Origin of the sequence: Mucilaginibacter tolerans, assembly GCF_030519375.1 — a bacterium.
Taxonomy (GTDB): Bacteria; Bacteroidota; Bacteroidia; order Sphingobacteriales; family Sphingobacteriaceae; genus Mucilaginibacter.
The window spans coordinates 143018-169847 of record NZ_JAUMKB010000008.1 but is presented as its reverse complement, the minus strand read 5'-3'; the positions used below and the strand labels follow the sequence as shown (position 1 = coordinate 169847).

At 43.3% G+C, this 26830-nt stretch carries 23 protein-coding genes and 1 tRNA gene; 10 read left to right on the top strand and 14 right to left on the bottom strand.

Translation table 11 applies throughout. The features are described from left to right. The first annotated feature begins 402 nt into the window (after window positions 1–402). From Q3A68_RS13190 to Q3A68_RS13180, 3 genes are all read left to right on the top strand, one after another. Window positions 403–1704 (top strand): HlyD family secretion protein, encoded by a 1302-nt coding sequence (locus Q3A68_RS13190; protein ID WP_302901567.1) that lies wholly within the window; start codon window positions 403–405, stop codon window positions 1702–1704. 124 nt (window positions 1705–1828) lie between these two features. Beyond that, a complete protein-coding gene (locus Q3A68_RS13185) occupies window positions 1829–4006 on the top strand; it encodes a peptidase domain-containing ABC transporter (protein WP_302901566.1) in 2178 nt (725 codons plus the stop codon). Window positions 4007–4112: 106 nt separating this feature from the next. Continuing rightward, window positions 4113–4661, top strand: a complete 549-nt coding sequence (locus Q3A68_RS13180) for a hypothetical protein (RefSeq protein WP_302901565.1) — start codon at window positions 4113–4115, stop codon at window positions 4659–4661. A gap of 36 nt (window positions 4662–4697) precedes the next feature. On the opposite strand, the gene Q3A68_RS13175 is transcribed toward Q3A68_RS13180, so the two are convergent. The 8 genes from Q3A68_RS13175 to Q3A68_RS13145 form a co-directional block, all read right to left on the bottom strand. Continuing rightward, window positions 4698–7859 carry a lantibiotic dehydratase gene (locus Q3A68_RS13175; protein WP_302901564.1) on the bottom strand — a complete coding sequence of 1054 codons (3162 nt, stop codon included), beginning with the start codon at window positions 7857–7859 and terminating at the stop codon, window positions 4698–4700. 207 nt (window positions 7860–8066) lie between these two features. Further along, window positions 8067–8291, bottom strand: a complete 225-nt coding sequence (locus Q3A68_RS23170) for a class I lanthipeptide (protein ID WP_368045676.1) — start codon at window positions 8289–8291, stop codon at window positions 8067–8069. A gap of 132 nt (window positions 8292–8423) precedes the next feature. Further along, window positions 8424–8651 carry a class I lanthipeptide gene (locus Q3A68_RS13170; protein ID WP_302901563.1) on the bottom strand — a complete coding sequence of 76 codons (228 nt, stop codon included), beginning with the start codon at window positions 8649–8651 and terminating at the stop codon, window positions 8424–8426. A gap of 214 nt (window positions 8652–8865) precedes the next feature. Further along, window positions 8866–10086: a lanthionine synthetase LanC family protein gene (locus Q3A68_RS13165; protein WP_302901562.1), complete on the bottom strand. Its 1221-nt coding sequence runs from the start codon at window positions 10084–10086 to the stop codon at window positions 8866–8868. Between the two features lie 28 nt (window positions 10087–10114). After that, window positions 10115–11392 (bottom strand): erythromycin esterase family protein, encoded by a 1278-nt coding sequence (locus Q3A68_RS13160; RefSeq protein WP_302901561.1) that lies wholly within the window; start codon window positions 11390–11392, stop codon window positions 10115–10117. 176 nt (window positions 11393–11568) lie between these two features. Then, the gene (locus tag Q3A68_RS13155; RefSeq protein WP_302901560.1) at window positions 11569–12606 is read right to left on the bottom strand and encodes an MsnO8 family LLM class oxidoreductase; all 1038 of its coding nucleotides are present in this window, start codon (window positions 12604–12606) and stop codon (window positions 11569–11571) included. Between the two features lie 347 nt (window positions 12607–12953). Next, on the bottom strand, window positions 12954–13325 hold the full coding sequence (locus tag Q3A68_RS13150; protein WP_302901559.1) for a helix-turn-helix domain-containing protein: 372 nt from the start codon (window positions 13323–13325) through the stop codon (window positions 12954–12956). A gap of 121 nt (window positions 13326–13446) precedes the next feature. Beyond that, window positions 13447–14100, bottom strand: coding sequence for a tyrosine-type recombinase/integrase (locus tag Q3A68_RS13145; RefSeq protein ID WP_302901558.1), 654 nt, complete (start codon window positions 14098–14100; stop codon window positions 13447–13449). A gap of 136 nt (window positions 14101–14236) precedes the next feature. Here Q3A68_RS13145 and Q3A68_RS13140 point away from each other — a divergent pair, with 136 nt between their 5' ends. Both Q3A68_RS13140 and Q3A68_RS13135 read left to right on the top strand, forming a co-directional pair. Then, complete coding sequence (locus tag Q3A68_RS13140) at window positions 14237–14545, top strand: helix-turn-helix domain-containing protein (protein ID WP_302901557.1); 309 nt, start codon at window positions 14237–14239, stop codon at window positions 14543–14545. A gap of 4 nt (window positions 14546–14549) precedes the next feature. Next, on the top strand, window positions 14550–15800 hold the full coding sequence (locus tag Q3A68_RS13135) for a type II toxin-antitoxin system HipA family toxin (RefSeq protein ID WP_302901556.1): 1251 nt from the start codon (window positions 14550–14552) through the stop codon (window positions 15798–15800). Window positions 15801–16182: 382 nt separating this feature from the next. Here Q3A68_RS13135 and Q3A68_RS13130 read toward each other — a convergent pair whose 3' ends face one another. The 5 genes from Q3A68_RS13130 to porX form a co-directional block, all read right to left on the bottom strand. After that, window positions 16183–17151 carry a site-specific integrase gene (locus tag Q3A68_RS13130; protein ID WP_302901555.1) on the bottom strand — a complete coding sequence of 323 codons (969 nt, stop codon included), beginning with the start codon at window positions 17149–17151 and terminating at the stop codon, window positions 16183–16185. Window positions 17152–17410: 259 nt separating this feature from the next. After that, window positions 17411–17484, bottom strand: a tRNA-Asp gene (locus tag Q3A68_RS13125). A gap of 103 nt (window positions 17485–17587) precedes the next feature. Beyond that, complete coding sequence (locus Q3A68_RS13120; protein ID WP_302901554.1) at window positions 17588–18814, bottom strand: alanine dehydrogenase; 1227 nt, start codon at window positions 18812–18814, stop codon at window positions 17588–17590. Window positions 18815–18865: 51 nt separating this feature from the next. After that, window positions 18866–19282 (bottom strand): tRNA (adenosine(37)-N6)-threonylcarbamoyltransferase complex ATPase subunit type 1 TsaE, encoded by a 417-nt coding sequence (gene tsaE, locus Q3A68_RS13115; RefSeq protein WP_302901553.1) that lies wholly within the window; start codon window positions 19280–19282, stop codon window positions 18866–18868. Between the two features lie 29 nt (window positions 19283–19311). After that, window positions 19312–20865, bottom strand: a complete 1554-nt coding sequence (gene porX / locus Q3A68_RS13110; RefSeq protein WP_302901552.1) for a T9SS response regulator signal transducer PorX — start codon at window positions 20863–20865, stop codon at window positions 19312–19314. A gap of 131 nt (window positions 20866–20996) precedes the next feature. Between porX and Q3A68_RS13105 the strand changes: the two genes are divergently transcribed. The 5 genes from Q3A68_RS13105 to Q3A68_RS13085 all read left to right on the top strand — a co-directional run bounded on the left by Q3A68_RS13105 (window position 20997) and on the right by Q3A68_RS13085 (window position 26270). Then, window positions 20997–22211, top strand: coding sequence for an HD domain-containing protein (locus tag Q3A68_RS13105; protein WP_302901551.1), 1215 nt, complete (start codon window positions 20997–20999; stop codon window positions 22209–22211). 61 nt (window positions 22212–22272) lie between these two features. After that, window positions 22273–23319: a UDP-3-O-(3-hydroxymyristoyl)glucosamine N-acyltransferase gene (gene lpxD, locus Q3A68_RS13100; RefSeq protein WP_302901550.1), complete on the top strand. Its 1047-nt coding sequence runs from the start codon at window positions 22273–22275 to the stop codon at window positions 23317–23319. 80 nt (window positions 23320–23399) lie between these two features. Continuing rightward, window positions 23400–24812 carry a bifunctional UDP-3-O-[3-hydroxymyristoyl] N-acetylglucosamine deacetylase/3-hydroxyacyl-ACP dehydratase gene (locus Q3A68_RS13095; RefSeq protein ID WP_302901549.1) on the top strand — a complete coding sequence of 471 codons (1413 nt, stop codon included), beginning with the start codon at window positions 23400–23402 and terminating at the stop codon, window positions 24810–24812. Further along, window positions 24809–25591, top strand: coding sequence for an acyl-ACP--UDP-N-acetylglucosamine O-acyltransferase (lpxA, locus tag Q3A68_RS13090; protein WP_302901548.1), 783 nt, complete (start codon window positions 24809–24811; stop codon window positions 25589–25591). The genes Q3A68_RS13095 and lpxA overlap by 4 nt, the downstream gene beginning before the upstream one ends. Before the next feature lie 58 nt (window positions 25592–25649). After that, window positions 25650–26270: an ABC transporter ATP-binding protein gene (locus tag Q3A68_RS13085; protein WP_302901547.1), complete on the top strand. Its 621-nt coding sequence runs from the start codon at window positions 25650–25652 to the stop codon at window positions 26268–26270. 7 nt (window positions 26271–26277) lie between these two features. Here the strand turns inward: Q3A68_RS13085 and Q3A68_RS13080 are convergent, their stop codons facing one another. Next, window positions 26278–26826 carry a DUF922 domain-containing protein gene (locus Q3A68_RS13080; RefSeq protein ID WP_302901546.1) on the bottom strand — a complete coding sequence of 183 codons (549 nt, stop codon included), beginning with the start codon at window positions 26824–26826 and terminating at the stop codon, window positions 26278–26280. Between the last annotated feature and the right edge of the window lie 4 nt (window positions 26827–26830).

The window sequence follows — 26830 nt, the reverse complement described above, 5'->3', positions numbered from 1 at the left end:
ATACCCAGATTGGGAGACTTATGTAGCCGTAGGTGATTCTTTGGCAAAAGACACAGGAACTGTACCAGTCTTAGTTTATAAGAACGGTAAACAGGTACACGTCTTAGACTATAAAGAGCTGATAAAGCATTTTAAGTCCAAGAACTGATAGCGTACCAATCCTGTTGATATAATTCTCGAACTATTTTATTCAAAATCTAAAGATTGCCACGATTTAAATCGGCTTGCTTTAGGGGCAAGTAATTTCCCGATGTTCTATATGAAGATTATTCAATATGGAACAGATCACCATGCCCGGAACATTAGCATCATTTTCAATTTTTTCTTCCATCCCTAATACAATCATAGTAGATAAATGTATATTGCCTGCCAATGACCTAAACTTGGGCGAAAACTATTATCATGCCAGTATCATTTGTACAAAACGGCCAGGAAATCCGGCACACCGACGAGATGCAGGACATCATCACCAAGGCGCCATCGTGGATAATGCGCTTTGGTATCATTTTATTTTTTTTTATAATGATTGCGATCGTTGGTATATCGGCTGTCGTACGATACCCGGACGTAGTCAAAGCCACGATGAAAGTCAATTCGCCGAATGCTGCCAAGCCGGTTGTGGCCAAAATTTCAGGAAAACTGATCAAATTACTAGTCCAACAAAACGATGAAGTTACAGCCGGACAAGCGTTGGGCTTTATTGAAAGCACCGCTAATCACGAACAGGTGTTGAATCTTCTGAAAAAGTTATCGGAACTCCAAATACGAGTACAGGGCAATCACCCCGAGCTGATTAGTTCTTTGGATCATAACGATATTGTCGAGCTGGGCGAGCTTCAAACGTCCTATCAGAATTTCTACCAGGACTACCTGGTCTACAAATCATCGGTTCCCGATGGCTTTTATGTAAAAAAACGCGCATACCTGGTAAAAGATCTTGCCGATCTTTCCAAGCAGGAACAAGAGCTTGGTGCACAGAAGATGATCCAGCAGCGTGATTTTACTCTGGCGGAGCAGGAATTTCATATCTATGAGAAGCTGGTTCAGCAGAAAGCCGGCACGCCTTCGGAATTGCGCAATGTAGAGAGCAAATACCTGACAAAAAAATCGCTTATGGTGCAAACGGATGCATCATTGGTGAGCGCTAATACGAACTATCTGGCAAAACAAAAAGAAATCCTCGAACTGGATAATCAAATCGATCAGGAACGGCTCAAATTTATACAATCCCTCAACAGCCTGGTCAGCCAGATTCAGGATTGGAAAAGCAAATATGTGCTGACCGCCCTCCAGTCCGGCAGGCTTACGTTTGCTGGCGTGATACAGGAAAATGACGTGCTTAGCAGCAACGAAGAGATTTTTTATATCAATCCCGGCAATGAGCAGTTTTTTGGCGAAATGATGATACCCCAAAACAGTATGGGTAAGGTAAAAGAAGGCCAGCCTGTACTTATCAAGCTCAGAAGTTATCCTTTTGAGGAATATGGCATGCTGCGCGGAACAATCCGCTATATCTCTGACATTCCTTACAGAGACAGCGTTTTTCTTTCAAAAGTCGATTTCAAAGTTAGCACGCGCTCAGACATGAGGCGGCCAATCCACTTAAAACAGGGCATGGTTGCCGATGCTGAGATCGTCACGCAGGACGCAACCATCCTACAGAGAATCTGCAGGAATATTCTTAAGGTGATCGATAAAAAATAGGCCCTAAGTTCTGCTGCTTTTCGGTCGATATTAATATTTATTGTACATTGGAGCCTGTTAACGCGTTTACGAATTAACTGCACTTAATGGTTTTTTTGAGAACATAAACTTTATCTACCTCAACATGTCTTTCCCTTTTTATAAGCAATATGACCAAATGGATTGTGGCCCGTCGTGCTTAAAAATGATTGCAAAATACTTTGGACACAACTACCAATTGCAAACTTTAAGGGATCTTTGCGGCATCAACCGGGAAGGCGTTTCGCTTCTTGGCATCAGCCAAGCATCTGAAAAAATGGGTTTCCGATCACTGGCGGCAAAGATTACCGCAGGTGATCTCGATAAGGCAGAACTTCCCTGTATTTTACACTGGCGACAGAATCATTTCGTCGTATTATACAAGATCAAAGGCAACAAATATTATATCGCCGATCCTGCAAGCGGCATGGAAACAATTAGTGAACAGGATTTTATTTACAATTGGATAGGTGATCACGAACAGAAAAAGGGAATTGCACTGCTCCTATCACCAATGCCGGAATTTTACCAGGTGAAGGATGAAAAAAGGGACGAGGCCGGCTGGTCTTACCTGATACGCTATTTTGTTGCCTACCGAAAGCATTTTTTACAACTTTTACTGGGCCTCGGTATTGGCAGTTTCCTGCAACTGATTGCGCCGATCATGACGCAATCAGTCGTTGATATTGGCATCAATACGCGAAACCTGAATTTTATTTACCTTATATTAATTGCCCAGGCAGTCCTCATTATCGGCAGGGTGAGCGTGGAGTTTATACGGTCGTGGATTTTGTTATATATCAGTACCCGCATCAATATTTCCATACTGACCGACTTCCTCATTAAACTCATGAAGTTGCCGATCAGTTTCTTCGATACCAAGATGACCGGTGACATTATGCAGCGAATGAATGACCAACGCAATATTCAAACATTCTTAACCGGTTCCACACTCACCACCTTGTTTTCTATGTTTAACCTGGTGGTCTTCTCCATTGTCCTAGTCTATTACAACTTTTTAATATTTTTTGTATTTGCGATCAGCAGTACACTTTATATCGGCTGGATAGCAATTTTCCTGAGAAGCAGGCGCCGGCTTAACTATCAAAGCTTCGATATCTCTGCGAAAAACCAAAGTGCAATCGTGCAGTTGATCGGGGGAATGCAGGAAATTAAGCTTAACAACTATGAACAGGAAAAACGCTGGGAATGGGAACATATACAGGCCCGGCTGTTTAAATTTAGTCTGCGAAACCTGGCGCTGTCACAGTACCAGCAAGGCGGCTCGACATTTATCAACGAGGGAACCAACCTGCTCATTACCTTTTTGAGCGCAAAAGCCGTTATCGATGGTAATCTAACCTTGGGCGGCATGCTCGCGGTCCAGTATATTATTGGTCAGCTGAACGCCCCTATTCAGCAACTCCTGGCGTTCATGCAAGGTTTCCAGGATGCTAAGATCAGCCTGGAAAGGTTGAATGAGATCCAATTAATGTCCGATGAAGAACCCTTAAACAGGGAATGGAACTCCGGGTTACCCGAAAATAAAAGCTTGAGCATTCGTAACCTGACCTTCAGATACCCTGGAACCCGGAATGAACCGGTTCTCGAAAACATCAACCTGGACATTCCGGACGGAAAAACAACAGCGATCGTCGGCATGAGCGGCAGCGGAAAAACGACAATTCTAAAGTTATTGCTGCGGTTTTATGAACCGGAAAACGGTGATATCCTGGTTGATGACCAATCAATCAGCAACATTAGTTTTAAAAGCTGGCGCGCGCAATGCGGTGTGGTCATGCAAGAGGGCTTTATTTTTTCAGAAACCATTGAAAAAAACATAACCCTGGGAGATGAATACCCGGACCGGTCCAAATTGCTCCATGCCATCAGGACGGCCAACATCCAGGATTTTATCAACAAACTTCCGCTGGGTCTTAAAACAAAGATTGGTGCTGAGGGTAACGGTATAAGCCAGGGCCAGAAACAACGGATGCTAATTGCCCGCGCAATTTACAAGGACCCTCATTTTATATTCTTTGATGAGGCGACCAACGCCTTGGACGCCAATAATGAAAGCATTATCATGAACAACCTAAATGATTTCTTTAAAGGCAGGACGGTGGTCATTGTTGCCCATAGGCTGAGTACGGTCACCAATGCTGACAATATCGTCGTTCTTGATAAAGGGCGGATCATCGAACAGGGCACCCATGAACAATTGACCTCTTTAAGGGGAGCATATTACGGTTTAGTAAAAAACCAGCTGGAACTTGGAACCTGATGATCAACGGTCAGCTCAGCCCGAAAAATTAATTTATTTGAAACTGTGTTAACAATCCGTATTTGTTTAAGTATACTATTATCGTTTAATTCTATATAATCCTAACATGAAGCATCTATTCTTATTAATCATTTGTTTGGCGATTTTTAAACTCGCCGCGGCCCAGAAAACTATTGATACGCTAAATTTTGGCTTTGAAAATCAAACGGGTTCTGCAGGTTTTGCCGATCGCTGGATGAAGATGCCCCGTAAAAGCAATTTCACGTTTAAGCTGGATTCCAATACCAAGCATTCGGGCAGGTATGCATTGCTCATCGAAGAATCCAACCCGAGCGACCAAATATTTGGGTGCGCTGCACGAAAATTACAACATATCAGCGGCAAAGAAATTGAAGTAAGAGCCTATATGAAACTGGAAAATATAACCGGCGTCATGGGGCTTATGCTGCGGATAGACGGCAAAGATAGTATCCTGGCATTTGATAATATGGAGCGAAAAAGAATCCGTGGCACCATCAATTGGCGACAATATTCCGTTAAACTGGCCATACCGGAAGGGGCTGAAACCGTGTACGTCGGAGGCATATTGTCTGGAACAGGTAAACTCTGGCTGGACGACTTCGAGGTCCTGGTTGACGGCAATGCCATCCGCTAAGCTCAATCAAGAGACCAAGAACACGCATGACAGGTGTTACTCCATCGTGACACGCTGGTTGTTTCTTGCTTTTTCCGATTGATAGGTTCGCAGCAGAAAGTCGTAGACAACAAGTTCATTCTCTCTTGGCTTACTCCTGAATATCCGGTTTAGAATCATATGGACATGCGATGAAATGAAATCGCGCAGCATCTTATCGTGCAACCCGGCCTGTTGTCTGATCATAGCAGCAACAGCTTCCAATTGTTGCGCACGGGACTCCAGACAATGCAAAAGTGAGGTGTTCAGGACGGCAGGACCGCCATTTTGGTAGACGGCATTGCTGATCTTTGACCGCTGTTCGCGAAATTTTTTGTCCAGGTGCAGTTTGAAAGCTTTGCCGATTTTGAACTCATTTCCATACGCGTTTCTGTACCATTCGAGGTATTCGAATTTAGTGTCCAGGGACAGGTTAAAGGAGTCCATAAAATGGTCAACTGATTTAAGCGCAAAAAGCCATCTTGCCTGATCATCCGGGCAAAACTCCAGCATTTTTGCCGAACACCTACTGTCCGCGTAAAAAATCTCCTCGGTTAAGGAGATATCGTATTGACCGTATCTTTCTAATTCGCGCTCATAAGCGTCGGCTTGTACTTTCCATATTAAACCAGCTTGCTCGGCCCCTGCTATTTCAGCGTTTACCAAGCTGATAACGTGGCCTACTCTTTCCGCGGAACGCAAATGGAACCTGATCCGCAAATGAAAATCCGGATCGTAATACCGGATGAAAAACCATTTATTGATAAGCCCTTGCGCAAGCAGCTGGTCAGTGACCGGAGTCACAATATCGGTTAATAAGGAATCGGCAACTTTGGTACCACAGTAAAGTTTCAGATACAACCATTCTGATCCTAGGGAAAATTTTCTTTTCGAATTGATTGGCTCCGAAATGGAGGTTTTGGAATTCACCGTTTCCTCCATGGCATCATTTTTAAAAATCGTGGCGATAATTTCATTGGTATAGACGCCGCCGTTCACACCATTTACAACAGCGTTGTCCTTGTCGAACAAAAACTCCTTAAGAACGAGCATTTCAGTTTTTTGAATGGTCGCCATAAATAGCTCAACGCTTAAGCTGGCTCTGAAATCAATAAGTAGCTCATTATCGCCTTCAACTAGTAACACTAACTCTGGCATTTTCAATTGACGTCGGAATTCAGCCACAGTTTCCAGGAGTTCCGGCATATCAGGATTGTCCTTTTTATAGGTTAGGAGTGATTGGAGGTCCTTTTTGGTCAGTTGCCACGTTGCGGGGAAAATGATCATCCGGTCTACCGTAACGCGGGGATGAAATTTAAACTCATTTTTTATGCCTCTCCAGTCAAAGAATAAACCACCCCTTTTCCCCTGCAGTTGCATGTCGCACAGGAATTGATAAACCGGCAGCGATCGGGTAGAAAAATTATGGGCCGTCCCAAGCCTCGGCAGAACCAGCTTGTCTAGTTTTTTGGACCTTAAACGTATCTGGTTGTTGCGAATTGAGACATAAAGATCATTCACGGGTATCTGCTGATCGCCTGGCAAAGACGATCTGGTCAGGTACGGAATTTCATATTTCCGAAAATTTGGCCGGAGGAGTACATTTCCCAACCTGTTTTCTGGCAAGTGTGATATTTCTGCGACAATTTCATTTTTAAAATAGCGCTCTTCAAAATCAGCGATATCGTATATCGTTTTTAAAACGTCCGTAGAACCCGCGGCAAATCGTCCCAAAAGATTGGTAGCGCTCGGGTTGCCGGCATTCCTAATAAACAGTACATCAGCGCCCTCTTCGCATCCTATATGACTGAATACAACCGACATGGATGCCGGCAAATCGGCCCAGTTCGCTGGAATATCTCTCAGCTCGTCTTCAGTAATGGCAACTGAGTACTGGTCATTCTTATGGGCTCCCAGCAACTTTTGAAATAAAAAGGAATCGATCCGGTCCCATGAAACAGTGGAAGCGTCGCCTTCCCCAACTGCAAATGGCAAATCATCGATCAGTGGATTCAAGTCGCCCTTTTCTATAGCGCCGCGCCCGTATCCAATACCATTTTCATTGTCCAGAACTTCCAGTAAAGCCACTTCGCTGTATTCATATTTTTTAATAAATTGTTCTTTAAAAGTTTCCAGGTTCCTACGGCTTGATTGGGGCGATAATTTGTTCAGGATAGTAAGGGCCTTTTGCAGCGATTCATGGGTAGACTCTGACAGGTGATTGTGGCCATCCTTTCCCTGCGACCCGGCTATATTTTGAAAAAGATCCGTTTGAAATAGCTTGCCGGCTTCAAACGGCACGCCGAGTTGGTCCACTGTGGCTATCACATCGCGGTAGCTTTGTAAGCCAGTGTACGCTTTGGCCTCATCTTTTGATTGAAGTGTGTTGTAGATAAATTGCAATGACGAAATCAACTGAGCGAGTTCAGTCGACGGGGCCTGTCCAAAAACTTCCTCTAGCGTTGTCATCATTTGCCAGAGAGTTTCGTTGCCGATTACCGCGGGCTCGAGTTCACTAACTAACAGCTGAGCATCGATGAGCTCCTGGAGAAATGCCTGCGCATCGTCGGAGTCTACATCATTATCCGTAAGTATTTTAGTCAGGTCATTTAAGGTTGCACCGGCTTCTGCAGTGCCAAGCAAAGCGGTCAGGTATTCGGTATTGTCGACGGAGGATATTTGATAGAAGCGTTTTTTGTTTTTATAAAAATACTCCACATACCTTAATTTATCGCCTATAGGATAGCCGCTGGTATTGGGGTAATATTTTAAATAGGGTTTGATATATGGCTGCTTCGCAAGGTTGGCCGCGAGTGCGCAGGTATAGTCCATATCCAGGCGGGTGGAGCGCGAAAACTTTTGCGGATCAACAACCATCGATTGGTTCCGGTCAACCACACTGCAGCCGGCGAACAAGCCGAACGGTGTGCAGCGGCTGTGAAGCCTGAGGATGTATTTCAACAATGACAGAACCAACTTTTTTGATTCGCTATGTGCCTGCATTCCCGCCATGAGCCATTTTTCATATTCACTCAACAAATCCGGCGAGGAAAGATATAAAGCCTCGTGGATCACCGGGTCCTTAAATAATTCGTTGAGCTCCGTAAGGGTAAACGATGTCGTTAATGGTCTTAGCGGTATACGTACTAAAAGCTTTGGATAAAAAGTATAGTTAGTCATGGTAAACAACAAATAAAAATATATTGCCAGGTTTCCGGCATATTGCGCTGGTCATACTTATTGATAGCTTCAACACGCTAGCAGCAATAGCTGGGGCCGGACAATAGGCCCATTCAGCCAAGAGTGCTGCGCCATCTACAATGATTCAGGCTTAACAATTCAAACATTAGCCGAATGATTCAATCGAATTCATTCGGCTAAGAAAAATTAAGGGCAACCCACAGTCCCTACACACATACTTTCGACGCTCGTTGTGCAACAGTTCGATACATTGGTCTGGCATTGGCTGGACTTATTGCAACAAAGGAAACCAGTGCAGTTCCCCGAGGTGGTGATTGCGTCGCCGCCTTTAACGTTTGCCTGTTCATCTTCTGTCAATTTTGCAATGACTGATTTGTTCAGTGTCAATTTTTTTAAGGCCTTTTCTTTCATTTTCTCGGCGTTTATAATTGTTTCAATTCGGTTAATCAACATGCTGAAGGTATTTTGCGGTCATGCCGGTTGCCTGTGTTACCAGAAAAATCCAATGGATGCACCCGCCGGGCGCATCCATTGGATCAACCATTAAGCGCAACCTGAATTGGTCTCACAAGTGTTTTGAGGCGAAGTTTTTGGCCAGCAATCCGGTGTATAAGTAATACAATTGCTCGTTCCCTGGCAGCAAAGGAAGCCTGTGCAGTTGCCTGATGTGGTGAACGCAGCTCCGCCTTTAACCATTGACTGTTCGTCTTCAGTCAATTTTGCAATCACAGACTTGTTCAAAGCCAATTTTTTTAATGGTTTTTTTTCCATGGTTTTTGTTTTTTTGGTAAGGTTTTCCTACTCTAGTGGCTTTTCGGATTCCGCCATTTATTGTCTATACAATAAATTTCTTTTTTCAGCTATTGTGAGTTTGATTTGGTAAATCGGTTTCTTTGGTCCAGCATACAAGGAGCAAACAGTGTATTTTTCGGCAAAGGGTCAGGTATCATAAAATCAATTCTTGATTAACCAGATTTGAGCAGGTCTATGATAGCAGCATACTTTCGTCCCAGTCGGCCAGCCCAGGATGCAAATAGCAAAGCAGGCTCAGGGCAACACCGCTGTTGCCTTCTAGCACATCGTCACATTTTTTAAAGGCCCTTCCTTCAAAACTTCCGATCAGATAATTATAACCTAAATTGTCAGATGGGTCGGCGTCATAATCAAGTGTTTTGACATACCAGTAATCGGCTTCCTGCCCAAATCGCGCTAACCCGGTGGCATGCCATAGTTTCCAGTAGACATAGGCAATACCTGCTGTGCCATGGCAGAATCCGGCGTCAACCACGTTAGTTTCGTCAAAAGATTTACGGTTGGTGGTTTTTATCAGATATGTGATACAATCTTTTTTTAGTTCATAAAGACCGAACCTTTCCGTTGCAGCATAGAGCGTATAAAGTATCGTCAGGTCACCGTAACACCAGGCAAGCCGGCTGGAGATAGGCCGGTTCCGGCCGCTTCGGTAAACCTCGCATGGAATGGCGCTTGGGAAAATAGAGGTGGCTTGTTCATCGCGTTGTATGTTATGCAACAGGAAGTTAATCGAGCCTTTGATCAGGCTTTCGCACGTCTCCTGCCTGATTCCCAGCTGATGGCAGTTGAGCAAAAAACGAATCACACCGGCTGATCCATGAGCTAACCCAAAATCGTAGGTAAACTCCTCCTTGCTCAGCAGATTTTGCTTTCTCCACTTAATTTCATCATCGGTGGTAATTTTTATTTCGTCCAGATGGTCAATCAGGGTCTCAATGCGACGATATTGTTTCCTTTTCAGAAAATACCTTCCAATACCGATCGCGCCATGCAGCGGATCAAAATAACCTGTCTTCAAATAGTTTATCATACCCTGGTATAGGGGCGCGTCAATGGCGCCGAGCAAACCATCAATATCTGGGTCGATCATTCCTTTTTCAGCCAAATGACAGATCAGCCAGCCCCAGCCCGGTATCCCGGAAGCGAAGGATGGCCCCAGGGATTTGCTTCCATCGATGTATCGAATAGTGTCGTCCAGGATGAGGTTTAGCTTGTCCTGAAAGATTTCCTGCCCGGTGGCCAGGTAATTCGCACACATATAAAGGGATGCCCCAGAAGGACCTGTATAGAGTCCGATCTTATCCGAATGGGAATCAAACTGCAAAAGGTGGCGATTGAATTTTTCTATCTTGGCTTGGATGGGTTCTCTCAGGCTGTCGGAGTACATTTTCATGTTTAGGTAGATCAATAAAGTTTAGTCATCAGTTTTTATAAATTTCAGGTAAGGCAGCATGGGTGGTTCTGATAAAAACGATACCATCATATAATAATGCCAGCGGTTCATCGATATCTTTGCCTTTACCGAATTTCGCGTTACTATAGGACGAACCGATCGACCTGGAATAATATCGTTTATTGAGAAAATCACGGATTTCGGCTGAAGCTGACGCCGTTTTGAAATCCAGGATAAAGTTCGGTTGATCGCATTCCGACAGGAGGTAATCAAAAGAGTTTTTAGTTTCCACGGCAGGCACGTTAAAAACTCTTGTCTTCCCGGTGGATGGAATGGATGCGGCACGCACGCTGCCCGAATTAAATCCAAACCCCAACGCATAATATTTAGCCTTAAATTTGGCCGCCATGTAGGCTCCCATGGGCTGCGACGGGGAAACTGTCTTGTATTTCGCTATATGACCGTTGTGCGCCCAGATTATGATCTTCGCCGAATCTTCATGACAGTAAACCCATGTGCTGTTTTCAGCCATGAACTTATCGCGCAAAGCAAACTGTTTTTTGCCCGGACTCGCCGACTCAAATTCCAGTAGTTGCTCGATCGTCCGGATTTCATGCTGATAAAATTGTTCGTCGTGCCGCTTAATGTCCGCGGGGCTATCCGCCCGTATTTCGCTGATTGCATTCTTTACCGTCGCAATTTCAGGGCCGGATAGCTTCCGGTAATTAATATTATTGATCAGGATGTCCAGACCAGCCAGGCTGGCAGCGGATAAGGGGTGCCTTAATTGGATTACTCCGTTCCGCAGTTGCTGTAATATCGTAATAGGATACTGCATGTCACAGCCGTAAAACCTGACTTGATCAGCGGCTTGGTGCTGCGAATTATAGCTTCTGATCCATTCGACCATCTCTATGAAGTCCTGGTTTATCCAAAAGCCCACGCCTATCGCCCTAAGCGCATCGTAGGCGGTACCCTGGCCATTGGTAATGTATTCGTTCATCAATTTTGCACCCGAAAAGTCCCCCTCCACCACCAGGGCCCTGAAACCCATTTCTGTGATCAGGAATCTTAACAACCGATGCTTATAGAGTAGGAACTCTCGGGTGCCGTGTGCGGCCTCGCCCAAACCAATGACGCTGACATTGGCAAATGTTTGATGTAATTCGGATATATCTGAAAAGCTCTCGTTGGCGGAAAAAGTCTCAATGGGAATCAGGTACGTGTTTAGATCTTTTTGCAGACGTTCCTGCGGACTTCCGGCAAACGGAAAAGTGACAAGGCATAACACTATTATATATTTCACTTTAAAAATAAGGTTAAAAGGTATGGCTGGACGTCCGTTACCAACAATTGACTACTGAACGTTCATGTTCCTGGTTCAATCAATCAAAAAAGCATTTCAGGACATTCACCGTTTTTGATGATTAAACTGTTCTAATTAAGGGATAATATTTTAGAAAAGCGAATTTAATTTAAAAGTTAATATGTGCCCTGATTTACCGGCGAACTGAGACAAAGTGGAGCCATGAGCTCAAGTGACCGCCTCCTGGCCGCCAAGTCAGTTATAACATCCTGAATCATAAACTCTTCCACCCCGAGATCCAATGACAGGGCTGACAATTGTTCTGTTACCTGACCCTGCGTCCCAGCTATGATGCGCGGAAGAATTCTTGACCCCCTTTCGTAATACTCAATTTCAGGCAAGTAGCCAAGGTGTCGGAACGCTTCATCAGGTGAGAGGAAGGGTTCGCTGAACTTTCCCGCAGACAAATTGTGATTCAGGAGGTAAGAAGGGCATAACTGTCGTCGGACTTCGGCCTCTGTATCGGCACAAACTACTTGAAGGCAAACGATCGGTACCACGGGCATAATTCCATACGGGTCACTTGACCGTTTAAAACTGTTCTTGTAGCTATCAACGGCGTAGGCGGTTTCAGGATGATTTAAAAATCCGGCGTAAGCATATCTTACCCCTTTTTTGCCGGCCATTTTTGCGCTGCCGGAGCTGGAGCCCAGGACAAACAATTCAGGATGGCTTTGTCCGGCGTGCAAGCCGATGCTTGCAAACGGGTGTTCCCCCGGAAAGTCATCCCCCAGCCAGCATAACAATTCATCGATTTGTTCCTTATAGTTTCCTTTGGTTATTTTTTTTCGGGTCTGCTGCAAAGCAAAATCAATAGCCGGTCTGTTGAACGCCCTGCCGACACCAAGATCAATTCGGCCGGGAAACAGCTCATTTAAGGTACAAAAGACTTCAGCAATCTTATAGGGACTGTAATGATTAAGCAAAACAGCCCCTGATCCAACCCGAATGCTCGTGGTGGCGGATGCGATTGCGGCAATCAGCACTTCCGGCGCGCGACCAGCTATATAAGGCGTATTGTGGTGTTCTGCAACCCACATGCGATAGTAGCCTAGCGTTTCCACATACATGGCGAGCTCAATACTGTTGGCTAAGGCCTGGCTTCTTGTTTGATCTTTTTTGACAAGAGATAGTTCAAGGATAGATAATTTCATTTTGATGAGGTGAAATGGTTTTTTTGGGGAATATAGATTTTTAGCATCGAGTTCGAAAAAAATCGAATGAGATTCTGCCTAAATGTGTGATCCCCATAGGACTTTTTTCGAACTTTTTTCTAGAGAATTTAAGTGATTTTAGCTCTATTTAAAGGTAGTTCTACAAATCAGGCCTGGAAACATATTCAGGCTTCGAACGTGATTCGCACGGAAATCACTAATGTGCCCGCGATTCTTTTCTTTGTAAAGAAAAAGATCCAAAAATTTGTTGTTTGAACGAACTACATGTCCTCTCTCTGTTACGGACTTAAATCATTGATAATTTCGATTTAAGAGCTTGCATATCTTCACTTATCCTTGCCTTGATTTTTCAGCAATTCTACTTTTTCGCGTTCACTTGCGAGTAACCGTTCTAACAAGGCAACTTTGTCATCATATAAGGCGACAATCTTTTCTATCGGATTGAAATTGTTCTGAATTGAATTATCGTGAAAATTATTGATATTATTGAAGACAGAATCCTCTGTGAAGTGCCTTAGACCTTCAACAGTTACGCCTAAGACTTTAGCAATCTTTATTAGGGCGTCGTCCTCTACGTCAGCGCTTTGTTCGATTTTAGAAATAGCTTGTTGACTAATGCCAAGTTCTGCAGCAAGGGTTTCTTGCTTCATGCCACGTAACTCACGAAGTTTAGTAATCTTTCTTCCGATATTATGCAAAGCTTTGCATAACAACTCTTATGTCTACAAATTGATTATGTAAAGCGACTGCTGGTTTACGTATGATTCACAATCAGTTATATCAATAACACCATTAGTCTCTTTACATAATACTTGCGATTTAAAATGACTTTAAGAAGTCTATCAATTTCTCATTACCCAACCATAGCGGTTTAACTTTGACGTCCGGAGCCACTTTGGTGTATGCTTTTTCTATCGCCTCACGTTTCGCTTTTGAGTCTGCTCTCGCATATATTTCCGTCGTCTGTATATTTTCATGTCCTAAAAGATCTCGGATATAAACAAGATTCACACCGGCTTGTAGCAAGTACATGGCCCGGCTGTGGCGCAGACTGTGGCAACTTATCTTTTCCGGGATTAATGTAGGGTTGACCAACATCGCCATCTTGACGTGCGTATTAACGATGTTTGATACTCCCGCACGCGTTAGTTTTTCACCCCAGTAATTTGCAAATAAGGGGTGCTGCATGTTTTCCGGCAACAGTAAACTGCATTCGTTCATATAGTTTTTCAATATAGCGGCCTGCTCTTCCAGTAGTGGCACCACCCTGGTTTTGTTGCCTTTGCCGGTGATTATTACTGTAAAAGGTTTATTTAGCCGTATGCATTGTGGTGTAAGGTCAATAAGTTCGGATACTCGGGCACCGGTATCATACAAGAGCGACAATAAAGCAAGGTTTCTTCGTCCCTTTGTAGTGGTTGGATCAGGCTGTAATAAAAGCAGTTTTATCCCGTCGACAGTCAAATAATTCATGATAGGCTTAGATGTAATAAGATTAATGTCATTTGCATATTCTCGATTCGCGATCTGCAAATTGAGGACAATACAATCATTATAATGTTTTATATATTAAACAAATTATCTATCTTTGTTTAATATATAAAACATTATGAAACAGCAACTGATTCTTTTACCTAAAGCCCAAAAGGTGCTTAATGACCTGGGTGAGAACATTAAGCTTGCCCGTTTACGCCGAAAGCTGAGCACTACCCAGATTTCAGAACGGGCCGGCATTAGCAGAGCTACGTTATGGCAAATCGAAAAGGGTACGCCCACCGTGGCCATGGGAGCTTATTTCCAGGTATTATTTGCTATGGGGCTGGAAAAAGATTTCCTGAAACTGGGATCAGATGATGAATTAGGCAGAAAGCTACAAGATGCCGGTTTACTAACTAAAGAACGAGCCCCTAAAAAATAGTCTTATGGCAAAAAGAATTTTGGTTTATGCGGACTGGCAAGGATTGCCGGAGACTATTCAGGTTGGAACACTGAACGCCGAAACAACTCGCGGAAAGGAAATATTTTCTTTCGAATATATGCCGAAATGGCTTCAGGCCCCGCAAGCACAAATCCTTGATCCGGATTTGCAGTTGTATTCAGGGCCTCAGTTCCTTAACGATGAAAAACCGAATTTTGGTATGTTTCTGGACTCCTCGCCCGACCGCTGGGGCCGCGTGCTTATGAAAAGACGCGAGGCCATCCTCGCCCGGCAGGAAGATCGCCGTATACAACCTTTAATGGAATCTGATTTTTTACTTGGGATATATGACGGAACCCGAATGGGCGGACTAAGATTTAAATATACAGAAGATGGTGAATTTTTAAGTCATGCTACGGAATTAGCAGCTCCACCGTGGGTAAGTCTCCGTGATTTGGAATACGCCAGCCAGCGCCTAGAAAACGAAGGCATGAACGCCACTGAGGAATTACGTTGGCTGAATATGTTACTTGCTCCCGGTTCATCGCTTGGTGGTGCACGCCCTAAAGCAAGCGCAACTGACCCTAATGGAGGGCTGTGGATCGCTAAATTCCCAAGCGTTACCGATGATCATGACATTGGGGCATGGGAAATGGTCGTCCATGAGTTAGCGGTAAACTGCGGTATCCGGGTTAGCCAATCACAGCTCGGCAAGTACTCCGGCAGACATCACACCTTTCTGACAAACCGTTTCGACCGAAACGGTGGGCAACGCATTCACTTTGCTTCTGCAATGACCTTGCTTGGCCAGCAGGACGGCGCAGATTTTAACAATGGTGTCAGCTATCTGGATATTGCCGGTTTTATTATTCAGAACGGGCAGCAGGTTAACGAAAATTTGCGGGAATTATGGAAGCGAATGCTTTTTAATATCCTAGTCAAAAACACAGATGATCACCTTCGTAATCATGGCTTTCTACTTCGTGAAGGTGGATGGGAGTTATCACCAGCTTATGACATGAACGCCAATCCATCCGGTCAGGGTTTAACACTCAACATTTCCGATGATGATAATTCGTTAGATCCTGAATTAGCTCTTTCAGTGGCTACATTTTTTCGGCTGGCAGCATCTGATGCAGAAAAAATTCTGGAAAATATGATACGACAGGTTGCCCAATGGCGTACCATTGCGGGAAAACATGGAATGTCACGCAGGGAACAAGAAAATATGTCCCCCGCCTTTTTTGGCAATTGATCATTACATAAGCTTGCTGTCGCTGGCGGATTGATAATAAAGTTGTGCTGACAACCCTTCATAATTGATGAGGATCTGGCCGGATATAGAAAAATTAACGCGGCCACATCTATAAGATAATGTTCAGTTATCTATCATTGACTGCGCTTCTCAATAACACCTTTTTACAGAGAGTTAACAATGCAAACTTCTACTGATGTAATAATTAAAGATAAAGCCCCTTATCGAACATTTGCTTCGACTACATCATCTCATTTTCAATTAATTACGGCAAAAAGCGTCTTTTTCCAGAAAAAAGACGCAACGAAAGACGCAATGAGAGGTGGTGTGTTTTTGATAATTTTCAATGAACCGAAATTTAAAAACCGCTTAATTTCGCAAATTAGGGCAACAGTCTGTTTTCTACATCTCGGCATGAATGGCCTTCATATTTATTTAGAATCTCAATTGCCTGCGGAATAAGAGGGACATTAGCTTCGATCTCAGTTTTAGTGCGCGTGGTTTTGATCCATAAGACCTTATCTTTACCGCTTACGATGTTTTGTCGTGTTAATTTTTCTACATCAACAAAAGCATACCCTGTAAAGCAGCAGAAAAGAAAAGTATCCCTTACTTCGTCAAGCCGCTTCACTTTAAATTCATGCGAGGCCAATAATTCAATCTCCTCCCATTCGAGGACATCCCGGTTAACTTTCCGGTAAGTACATTTGAAGGCATTAAACGGGTTGTGAATTAACCATTTATTATTTACTGCCAGGCTAATGATCTTTTTCAAGTTTTTGATGTATCGCATGGCAGTGTTATGCTCAATTTCGCATTCTATCTTCAAATACATTTCGAAGCCTGAGACAAAGGCAAAGTCTATCTGTTCGAGATACACATCATTTTTTTGAAACCTATGTATTATAAATCCTGAAACACGGCTTCTGACTGTATTGTACTTTGTCAGCGTTGCTTTTACAAAGTCTTTCCCTACCAGTTTTGCCAGGTCTGAATTATGTTGGTCGAAAACTTCCAGCAGCATTTTCCTGTCCGGCTCCTCACCCAAATACTGCAACTTGATTTTTTCGGCGGTAATAAATTCGTCCGTGCGCTTTAAGAATTTAAAAGCCTTGTCAATCTCATCCAGCGTATCATTAATATCTGCATTGATCCTCCTGGCTTCAGGACTTGTCCCTTTGAGAAAACCGGTTTGGGCATCCCATTTAGCGGGATGCACTCTCCTTTTAAGCGAAATTTCCGCGCGTTTTCCTAAATAAGTGATCCTTGCATAGAGCGGTACCAGCCCTGCGGCATCTGTTTTTCGTTTGTCAGCCCAGATAAGGACTGAGAACCTTTGGGTTGTTTTCATAACACATTAATTTTAATTTACTTAATCGCATAAATTTTGAGTTCAGATGAGCTGTTTTAAGCTCAAATAAATCAACACAAGCACTTTAAAATCAACTTATTACAAGCTAATTCGGTGACTAAATTAGCGGATCAAAACAGGTCACCGAATAGGTCACCGATTGAGTCATAAATGGTAGTATGAAATGAGCGGGATTGAAAATAAAAAACCGCTTAAATCATTGATTTAAGCGGTTATAAACGGTTCTGATACCTTTTAGCGGAATGGACGGGACTCGAACCCGCGACCCCATGCGTGACAGGCATGTATTCTAACCAGCTGAACTACCACTCCGTTTGGGATGGCAAATATAGCCACCTTTTTTCATTCCACAAGGATTTTTTTAAAATCTTCTTAAGCCGCTGATTTTGAGCAATATTTTTTACTCTTATAGTGTTTACCTGTGAGAAACGATGAGCAGATCCAGGTCTTTACAAGGGATATTAAAGCGTTCGCCGATATATTTGCTGGTTAACTGCCCCTCATAAATGTATACCGAATTACGAACTCCGGTCTTTCTCCATATTACATTTTTCAATCCACCTTGTTCGCCGATATCCAACAAAATAGGTGTAAAAATATTGGTGAGTGCATAAGTTGCGGTACGTGCCACACGCGATGCTATGTTCGGAACACAATAGTGGATCACATCATATTTCCGAAAGACAGGGTGTGTGTGATTAGTTATTTCTGACGTTTCAAAGCAACCACCCTGATCAATACTTACGTCGATGATAACAGAGTTTGGCTTCATGCGGCTCACAGTACTTTCAGATACAATGCATGGACTGCGGCCATCCTCTGCACGCAATGCGCCAATTGCTACGTCACAAGTGGTAATTGCCTTCTCCAGCACAATCGGTTGTACAACCGAAGTAAATACCCTGGTTCCGATGTTATTTTGCAACCTGCGCAGTTTGTAAATTGATGGATCAAAAACCTTCACTTCGGCTCCTAATGAAATGGCTGTACGCGCAGCATACTCGCCTACTGTGCCTGCACCAAGTATCACAATTTCTGTAGGTGGGACACCTGTAATACCGCCCAGCATTAACCCTTTACCATCAAAAATATTGCTCAGGTATTCGGCTGCTATTAATATTGAAGTAGCGCCGACAATCTCACTCATGGCCCTAACAACGCTCAATGCATTACCTTCATCCCGTAAATGTTCAAAGCACAAAGCGGTGACCTTCTTTTGCATCAAAGCCTGCAGGCAATCTGCCTGAAGTGTTGACAGCTGCAAAGCAGAAATTAATATTTGGTGCGATTTCATCATCGCTATCTCTTGCAAAGTAGGCGGTGCAATCTTGATGATAATATTTGCCTCATAAACTGATTTCGAGTCATAAACTATCTTGGCACCCTGCTCGCTGTAGTCTTTATCCGAAAACTTAGCAGCCTGGCCGGCATTACTTTCTAGTATCACTTCGTGCCCATTGTTGATCAGCAAAGCAACAGAAAGCGGTGTTAAAGCAACTCTGTTCTCTTGAAAAGAAGTTTCTTTAGGTATACCTATATGAAGCTTATTCTTTTTGCTTTTTACCTCCAGCATCGATTCCTGGGGCTGCATCATTGCCTGTTTGGCGGCATCAGAAAAACCACTGTATAACTCCGAACTCATGTGTCTTTAATTCTGGCTGTTGAAGATAGGTAAAAAAGCGGGGATGAAGAACTAAATTTTCGCGAAAGTTAACAGGCGTTCTTTGTCGCTCACAACCTGCACATCCACCCGTATATAATGATCTGGCCATAAATCGGGTATCTTTTCCGGCCACTCAATAAAGCAATAATTGCCTGAATAGAAGTATTCTTCGTAACCCAAATCCAATGCCTCGCTTTGATTTTTCAAACGATAAAAATCGAAATGGTAAATTTTGGATGATCCGCCCTGGTACTCATTCACAATAGAAAATGTAGGGCTGGTTACGGTCTCTTTAGTCCCAAGACAGCCGCAAAGTGATTTAATGAGCGTAGTTTTACCCGCGCCCATGTTACCATAAAAAAGGAATATCTTTTCCGAACCTCCGAAGTTTATCAGTTGCTCCGCAGCGTGTTTGAGTTCATCAAGACTTTTAACAGGCAAATTCATGCCGGCAAAGTTATAATATTCAGCCTGATTTACTTTGTTCCATAAGTAACAACCGGTATGATCATTTCTTCAAGAGAGATACCCCCGTGCTGGAAGGTCTCGTTGTAGAAGTTTACGAAATGATTGTAGTTATTTGGGTACACGAAGTAACTGTCGTTCTTGGCAAATACAAAGCTTGAGCTCACATGCAGCTTCGGCAACATAATATCGTGCGGGTTCCGGACATGAAATACTTCCTTCGCATTAAAGTTCAGGTTTTTACCCTGTTTATAACGCAGGTTGGTATTGGTATTGCGGTCACCGATGATCTTGCTTGGATTTTTAACGCGGATAGTGCCATGATCGGTTGTAATGATCACTTTCACCTGTTTCTGCGATAAATATTTCAGCAGGTCAAATAAAGGGGAGTGTTCAAACCATGATAGAGTCAATGAGCGATATGCTGCATCATCACTCGCCAGTTCGCGTATCATCTGCATGTCAGTACGTGCGTGCGAAAGCATGTCTACAAAGTTGTAAACTACCACGTTCAACTCATTATTCATCAGGTTGTTTACTGAATCATTGAGCGCGCGACCTTCGTCGATATTTAAAATCTTGTTATAAGAGTATTTAACATCACGGCGTAATAAGCGCTTTAATTGGTCGCCCAGGAAATTTTCTTCATACAGGTTCTTGCCGCCTTCGTCCTCGTCATTCTGCCACATATCCGGGAATCGTTTTTCCATGTCAAGCGGCATTAAACCTGAAAAAATGGCATTACGCGCATATTGAGTGGCTGTAGGCAGAATGCTGTAATAGGTATCTTCTTCCTCCATCCTGAAATATTCAGAAATGTAAGGATTGATGATCTTAAATTGATCGAAGCGCAGGTTATCGATCAGGATAAAGAAAACCGGCACTTTGGAATCCAGTTTAGGCAGAACTTTCTTCTTGAATAGCTGTGGCGAACTAATTGGACCAGAATCAGGGTTTTGTATCCATTTCTGATAATTCTTTTCAATAAACTTGCAGAACTGCACATTAGCCTCTGCTTTTTGCAGGGTTAGTATCTCGTGCATGCCTTCATCTTCAAGCTTTTCTAATTCCAGCTCCCAGTAGATCAACTTTTTGTAAACATCTACCCACTCCTGGTAACTCAGGTTGTCGTTTAAGGTCATACCCAGCGTTCTGAAATCCTGCTGGTAAGCCATGGTGGTCTTTTCAGTCACCAGGCGTTTATTTTCAGTCAGTTTTTTGATGGTAAGTAATATCTGTTTGGGATTAACTGGTTTAATCAGGTAATCATCTATTTTCGAACCAATAGCATCTTCCATCAGGTACTCCTCTTCGTTCTTGGTGATCAAAACGATAGGCACCTCGTTATTCAGGTTTTTTATTTCGGAGAGTGTCTCCAGTCCGGTCAGTCCCGGCATATTCTCATCCAGGAACACCAGGTCGAAGTAATTATTTTTAAATGAATCCACGGCGTCGTTACCATTGGTAACCGTGGTTACATTGTATCCTTTTTCTTTCAAAAAAAGCACATGTGGTTTCAGCAGATCTATCTCGTCATCGGCCCATAAAATTGTCGTATCTACCATAATATTTTCTTTTATCGATTAACCACAAAGGACGGCTTTTGTTACTGGTTATCAGTTTTAATTAACAAAAATTAACAATTATAAAACAGAATATTACTATTATTTAACATTTTTGTAGCGCATATTACCCCTTGAATAAAAAGAAAATCATAAACGATCCGGTATACGGTTTTATCAGTGTCCCCACCGAGCTGATATTCGACCTTATTGAGCATCCCTACTTCCAAAGATTACGCTACATTAAGCAACTGGGAATGACCCACTTGGTGTATCCAGGCGCCTTGCATACCCGCTTTCATCATGCCCTGGGAGCCATGCACCTGATGGGCCTGGCCATTGAAACACTATGCAATAAAGGTCACCTGATAACCGAAGAAGAAGAGGAAGCCGTAACCATAGCCATATTACTTCATGACATCGGTCACGGGCCATTTTCGCATGCATTGGAAGAAACTATTGTTGAAGGCATTTCGCATGAGGATATTTCAACCCAGTTAATGAACAAGCTCAATGTTCAGTTCAACGGGCGATTATCTATGGCAATTGCGATATTCAATGGCATATATCCAAAAAGATTTTTGCATGAGCTCGTATCCGGACAACTGGATATGGACCGTATGGATTACCTGAACCGGGACAGTTTCTTTACCGGTGTCTCGGAAGGTGTTATTAGCTCCGATCGAATCATCAAAATGCTGAACGTCGTGGACGATCACATAGCTGTGGAAGAAAAGGGCATTTATTCTATCGAAAAATTTCTGATAGCACGCAGGCTAATGTACTGGCAGGTATATCTGCATAAAACCGTCATCGCTGGTGAGCTGCTATTGGCTAAAATATTAAAACGTGCACGTGAACTCGCCCTGGGCGGCAAAAAACTATTTGCTACGCCTGCTTTGGAGCATTTTTTGGTAAAGAAGATCAGTAAGCAGGAATTTATCAATCAGGATCATCACCTGGAGATTTTTGCTTCTTTGGACGATACAGATATTATGTCGGCCATAAAAGTATGGACGCACTGCGATGATCCGGTGCTTTCTGAATTATGCAAAATGATGATGCAGCGACGCCTTTATCATGTAGAGATCAGCAACAATCCGCCTAATGGGGAATTGCTTAACAAGCTGATTAAGAAAGCAGAAAGCAAGTACCCTATTGCCGACTATTTTGTGTTTACCGACACCATAAAAAATATGGCTTATAAGCCAGGCGATGGCAGTATCCAGATTTTAATGAAAGACGGCTCGCTACAAGACATTGCTGCAGCCAGTGATAATTCAAATCTGGAGGCATTGGCCAAAACCGTAAAAAAGCATATAATTTGCTATACCAAAGACCTTTTATGAACGTATTGAGGCTGATAGATTTATACTTTGCGGCTTCAATTATAACACTTAAATTTGCCCGATGCAATTTACTGCACATGAGATAAGTTTACTACTGAACGGAACTGTAGAGGGGGACCCTCAAGTCACAGTCAGCCGCTTAGCAAAAATAGAGGAAGCAACCGCCGGCTCTATCTCCTTCTTAGCCAATCCAAAGTACGAGCAGTATCTGTATAGCACCGATGCTTCTGCCGTATTGGTAAACAATGATTTTGTAGCTACCGAACCGGTAAAAGCGACCTTGATCCGTGTGGATAATGCGTACAGCGCCATTACCGTTCTGCTCGAAAGATATAATACCATCAAGCTGAATAAAAGCGGTATTGAACAGCCCAGCTTTATTCATCCAACTGCTAAGCTGGGGGATGACTGCTATGTCGGTGCTTTCGCCTATATCGGTCCTGGTGCCCGGTTGGGCAAAAAATGTAAAATATACCCGAACGTTTACATTGCAGATAATGTTGTGCTGGGTGACAATGTAACCCTGTTCCCCGGCGTTGTAGTATACTTTGATTGCGTAATCGGCAACAATGTGATTGTGCATTCAGGGGCTATCATCGGCAGCGATGGTTTTGGTTTTGCACCGAATCCGGATGGCACTTATTCCAAAATAGCACAAATAGGTAACGTCGTTTTAGAGGATGATGTGGAGATAGGCTCAAATACTACTATAGACAGGGCTACAATGGGATCGACCATTATACATAAAGGCGCCAAGCTGGATAATTTATTACAAATAGCTCACAATGTAGAAATTGGGGCTAATACCGTTATAGCTGCACAAACAGGTATTTCTGGAAGCACCAAGGTTGGGGACAACTGCGTAATTGGTGGCCAGGTAGGTATGGTTGGGCACATTAGTGTTGCCAAAGGAAGCCAGATAATGGCCAAATCAGGCATTAATAAGAATATTACAGAGGAAAATAAGAAATGGGGTGGTATACCATTTTTTTCCGCCTATATGGAGAATATGCGTATAGAAGCGGCAGTATCTCATTTGCCTGCGTTAGAAAAGAAAGTTTTAGAATTAGAAAAAGTGATTGCTGAATTAAGAAAAGACGTTCAATAGTTCACTGGTTCGTCAGGCTTTCCCATGGATATGCTACCAATGAACAACTGAACTAATGAGCTAATGAACATCATTAAAAAATGAACGTAAAACAAAGAACGATTAAAACGCCCGTATCTGTTTCGGGCACTGGCTTACATACCGGCGAAAAGGTAACTATGACCTTTAATCCTGCTCCTGAGAATCATGGTTATAAATTCAGGAGGATAGATATTCAGGGCTCTCCTATTATTGATGCAGACTGTGACAATGTTACCGATACTTCACGTGGTACTACCATCTCCCAAAACGGCGCCAGCGTAAGCACCATCGAGCACGTGCTGGCTGCACTGGTGGGTATGGAGATTGACAATGTGCTAATCGATATGGATGGTCCTGAAACTCCTATCATGGATGGTAGCTCTATTCAATTTGTGGATGCATTGACAGCCGTTGGATTTTTGGAACAAGAAGCTGACCGTGAATACTATCATATACCTTACAACATTCATTACTCAGAACCAGACCGTAAAGTAGAAATGGTGGCCATGCCGCTGGATGATTACCGCTTTACTTGCATGGTCGACTATAACTCGCAGGTTTTGGGTAGCCAGCATGCCAGTATTTCAACCATATCGGAATTTAATAAAGAAATAGCTTCCTGCCGTACTTTCTGTTTTTTACATGAACTTGAAATGCTATTGAAGCATAACCTTATCAAAGGTGGCGATCTCAACAATGCTATTGTTGTGGTAGATAAAGAGGTGGATGATGAGGAATTGGCCGGTCTGGCAAAAATGTTTAACCGCAAGGATATTAGAGTAGCGCCGCAAGGCATTTTGAACAACATTGAATTACGTCATCAAAACGAGCCAGCTCGCCACAAGTTGCTGGACATGATTGGTGATTTGGCTTTGGTAGGTGTTCCGTTAAGGGGGCATATCATGGCTGCACGCCCAGGTCACGCCGCAAACGTTGCCTTTGCCAAGAAGATCAAAACGCTGATAAAAAAAGAAAGAAGCCGCAAGCATATAAAATTATATGACCCGAATGCTAAACCGGTGTATGATACCGTTGATATCATGAAAATTTTACCGCACCGTCAGCCTATGCTGCTGGTTGATAAAATTTTAGAAATCAGCAAAAGCCACGTTGTTGGGTTGAAAAACGTAACCATGAACGAAGAACTGTTTGCCGGGCATTTCCCTGGTCAGCCTTTGTTTCCTGGTGTGTTGCAGATTGAGGCGATGGCACAAACGGGCGGTATTCTGGTGTTAAATACGGTACCTGACCCTGAAAATTATATCACGCTGTTCCTGAAAATCGAAAATGCCCGATTTAAAGACAAAGTGACGCCAGGCGATACTATTATTTTCTATTGCAACCTGATAGCGCCTATACGTCGCGGTATTGCGCAAATGAAGGGTATCGGCATGGTCGGATCGAGAATAGTGGTGGAAGCCGAACTGATGGCACAGATAGTTAGAAAAACAACTGAAGATAAAGAAGCATGATACAACCTTTAGCATATATACACCCGCAGGCTAAAATTGCTGACAATGTGGTGATCGAACCTTTTGTAACGATACATAAGGATGTGGAGATAGGCGAGGGTACCTGGGTAGGCTCAAACGCCGTTATCATGGACGGCGCGCGTATTGGTAAAAACTGTCGCATTTTCCCGGGAGCAGTTGTATCAGCCCCTCCTCAGGATCTAAAATACAAAGGCGAGCCCAGCACTGTAACCGTAGGCGACAATACTACCATCCGCGAATGCGTAACGCTTAATCGTGGTACGGCATTAGATAAAAATACCACCACCATAGGCAGTAATTGTTTACTAATGGCTTATGTGCACGTTGCCCACGATTGCGTAATAGGCGACAACGTGATCATTGCCAACTCGGTACAGTTAGCCGGGCACATCAATGTGTACGATTACGCGTTTATTGGCGGTACATCTGCCGTTCACCAGTTTGTAGAGATCGGCACGCATAGCATGATCTCGGGCGGTTCACTTGTGCGTAAAGACGTTCCTCCGTTTACAAAAGCAGGACGCGAGCCATTATCCTATATAGGTATCAACTCAGTGGGTTTACGCCGCAGAGGTTATTCAGCTGCATCTATTAATGAAATACAGGAAATTTACCGGATCATATTTCTGAAAAAATATAACGTGACCAAAGCCCTGGATATCATCGAAGCTGAATTTGCTCCTACTGTCGAGCGCGATGAGATCATCAACTTTGTATCGAACTCGCAGCGTGGCATTATGAAGGGATTCGGTATCTAGTAATTTATTTAACAAGGTGTCCATGGTCTATGGTCCATGGTCCATGGTCCTCTTGAAAATGAAAATAACTCTCCAGAACATAGGCCGCCGTTTTAACCGCGACTGGATATTCAGGAACATCGACTACACTTTCAATTCAGGTGAAACTTATGCTATACTCGGGCCTAACGGTTCGGGTAAATCTACCTTGCTGCAGGTTTTAAATGGCAGCTTGGCCCCTTCAAGTGGCAACATCAACTATTTTCTAAACGACAATCCAATCGAGGTAGATACTGTTTTTAAACAGGTTAGCCTTGCTGCACCTTATCTCGAACTGATCGAAGAATTTACAATGGATGAGATGACCGACTTCCATTTTAAATTCAAATCCTATCGTCCCGGAATAAATAAAGATGCGTTGATCGATCTGTTAAACTTAAAGGGTGGTCGAAACAAGATGATCAAGTACTTCTCGTCTGGCATGAAGCAGCGTTTAAAACTGGCCCTGGCTTTTTGCTCAGATACGCCTATGCTGATGCTGGATGAGCCAACCTCAAATCTTGATACGCAGGGTGTGGATTGGTACCTAAACCTGGTTCAGCAATTTGCGGCGGATCGTCTTACGATCATTTGCTCCAATCAACTCCACGAATACAGTTTTTGCAGGCATCAATTGAATATTTCGGATTATAAGAAATAAGAATATGTCACCCTTGATCATCGCCCGGCATATACTCCAGTTTCTTTTGAAAATACTTATCCCAGCTACTCTGCTGCCTGCGATTGGTCATGTGCTGGGTATCTTCGTCGTAATCCTGGTTTAATTGCTTGTATTTGGCATCGATACGATCGAATATCTGTTGGGCTTCGTACTGGTAATTTGAGCCGAAGACGGTCTTCCCTACTTCACGTAATAATTCCTGCTGCTCCAGGTAAGCGATGATATAGTGCCCCTGTTCGTGCTTTAAAACTTCGGATAGCATTTCAGATGAGGTAATATTCCCCTTGTCCATCCATGAACGGTCGCGGTTTACCTTCAGGTTGATATTGAAGTAAAGCTGATAATAACCGTTCCTTTTGTAGGCTTCATATTTAAAATCTATGCTGCAATTGGTATAAGCTATAACACCCGAATTGCGGTGCGGTGTACCTCCAAAGTCATTAACCGTCAGCAAACGATAGGCCTGTGCATGAACAGCCAATTTGCATGCGCAGAGCAAGGCCACGCATATCACCCTCCTAAATATCAACCTCATGTAT

What these genes read in the sequence shown, in the direction of transcription:
- Q3A68_RS13190 (WP_302901567.1), top strand. Translation starts at nt 403, where the DNA reads ATGCCAGTATCATTTGTACAAAACGGCCAGGAAATCCGGCACACCGAC.
- Q3A68_RS13185 (WP_302901566.1), top strand. Translation starts at nt 1,829, where the DNA reads ATGTCTTTCCCTTTTTATAAGCAATATGACCAAATGGATTGTGGCCCG.
- Q3A68_RS13180 (WP_302901565.1), top strand. Translation starts at nt 4,113, where the DNA reads ATGAAGCATCTATTCTTATTAATCATTTGTTTGGCGATTTTTAAACTC.
- Q3A68_RS13175 (WP_302901564.1), bottom strand. Translation starts at nt 7,859, where the DNA reads ATGACTAACTATACTTTTTATCCAAAGCTTTTAGTACGTATACCGCTA.
- Q3A68_RS23170 (WP_368045676.1), bottom strand. Translation starts at nt 8,291, where the DNA reads ATGAAAGAAAAGGCCTTAAAAAAATTGACACTGAACAAATCAGTCATT.
- Q3A68_RS13170 (WP_302901563.1), bottom strand. Translation starts at nt 8,651, where the DNA reads ATGGAAAAAAAACCATTAAAAAAATTGGCTTTGAACAAGTCTGTGATT.
- Q3A68_RS13165 (WP_302901562.1), bottom strand. Translation starts at nt 10,086, where the DNA reads ATGAAAATGTACTCCGACAGCCTGAGAGAACCCATCCAAGCCAAGATA.
- Q3A68_RS13155 (WP_302901560.1), bottom strand. Translation starts at nt 12,606, where the DNA reads ATGAAATTATCTATCCTTGAACTATCTCTTGTCAAAAAAGATCAAACA.
- Q3A68_RS13145 (WP_302901558.1), bottom strand. Translation starts at nt 14,100, where the DNA reads ATGAATTATTTGACTGTCGACGGGATAAAACTGCTTTTATTACAGCCT.
- Q3A68_RS13140 (WP_302901557.1), top strand. Translation starts at nt 14,237, where the DNA reads ATGAAACAGCAACTGATTCTTTTACCTAAAGCCCAAAAGGTGCTTAAT.
- Q3A68_RS13135 (WP_302901556.1), top strand. Translation starts at nt 14,550, where the DNA reads ATGGCAAAAAGAATTTTGGTTTATGCGGACTGGCAAGGATTGCCGGAG.
- Q3A68_RS13130 (WP_302901555.1), bottom strand. Translation starts at nt 17,151, where the DNA reads ATGAAAACAACCCAAAGGTTCTCAGTCCTTATCTGGGCTGACAAACGA.
- Q3A68_RS13120 (WP_302901554.1), bottom strand. Translation starts at nt 18,814, where the DNA reads ATGAGTTCGGAGTTATACAGTGGTTTTTCTGATGCCGCCAAACAGGCA.
- tsaE (WP_302901553.1), bottom strand. Translation starts at nt 19,282, where the DNA reads ATGAATTTGCCTGTTAAAAGTCTTGATGAACTCAAACACGCTGCGGAG.
- porX (WP_302901552.1), bottom strand. Translation starts at nt 20,865, where the DNA reads ATGGTAGATACGACAATTTTATGGGCCGATGACGAGATAGATCTGCTG.
- lpxD (WP_302901550.1), top strand. Translation starts at nt 22,273, where the DNA reads ATGCAATTTACTGCACATGAGATAAGTTTACTACTGAACGGAACTGTA.
- Q3A68_RS13095 (WP_302901549.1), top strand. Translation starts at nt 23,400, where the DNA reads ATGAACGTAAAACAAAGAACGATTAAAACGCCCGTATCTGTTTCGGGC.
- lpxA (WP_302901548.1), top strand. Translation starts at nt 24,809, where the DNA reads ATGATACAACCTTTAGCATATATACACCCGCAGGCTAAAATTGCTGAC.
- Q3A68_RS13085 (WP_302901547.1), top strand. Translation starts at nt 25,650, where the DNA reads ATGAAAATAACTCTCCAGAACATAGGCCGCCGTTTTAACCGCGACTGG.
- Q3A68_RS13080 (WP_302901546.1), bottom strand. Translation starts at nt 26,826, where the DNA reads ATGAGGTTGATATTTAGGAGGGTGATATGCGTGGCCTTGCTCTGCGCA.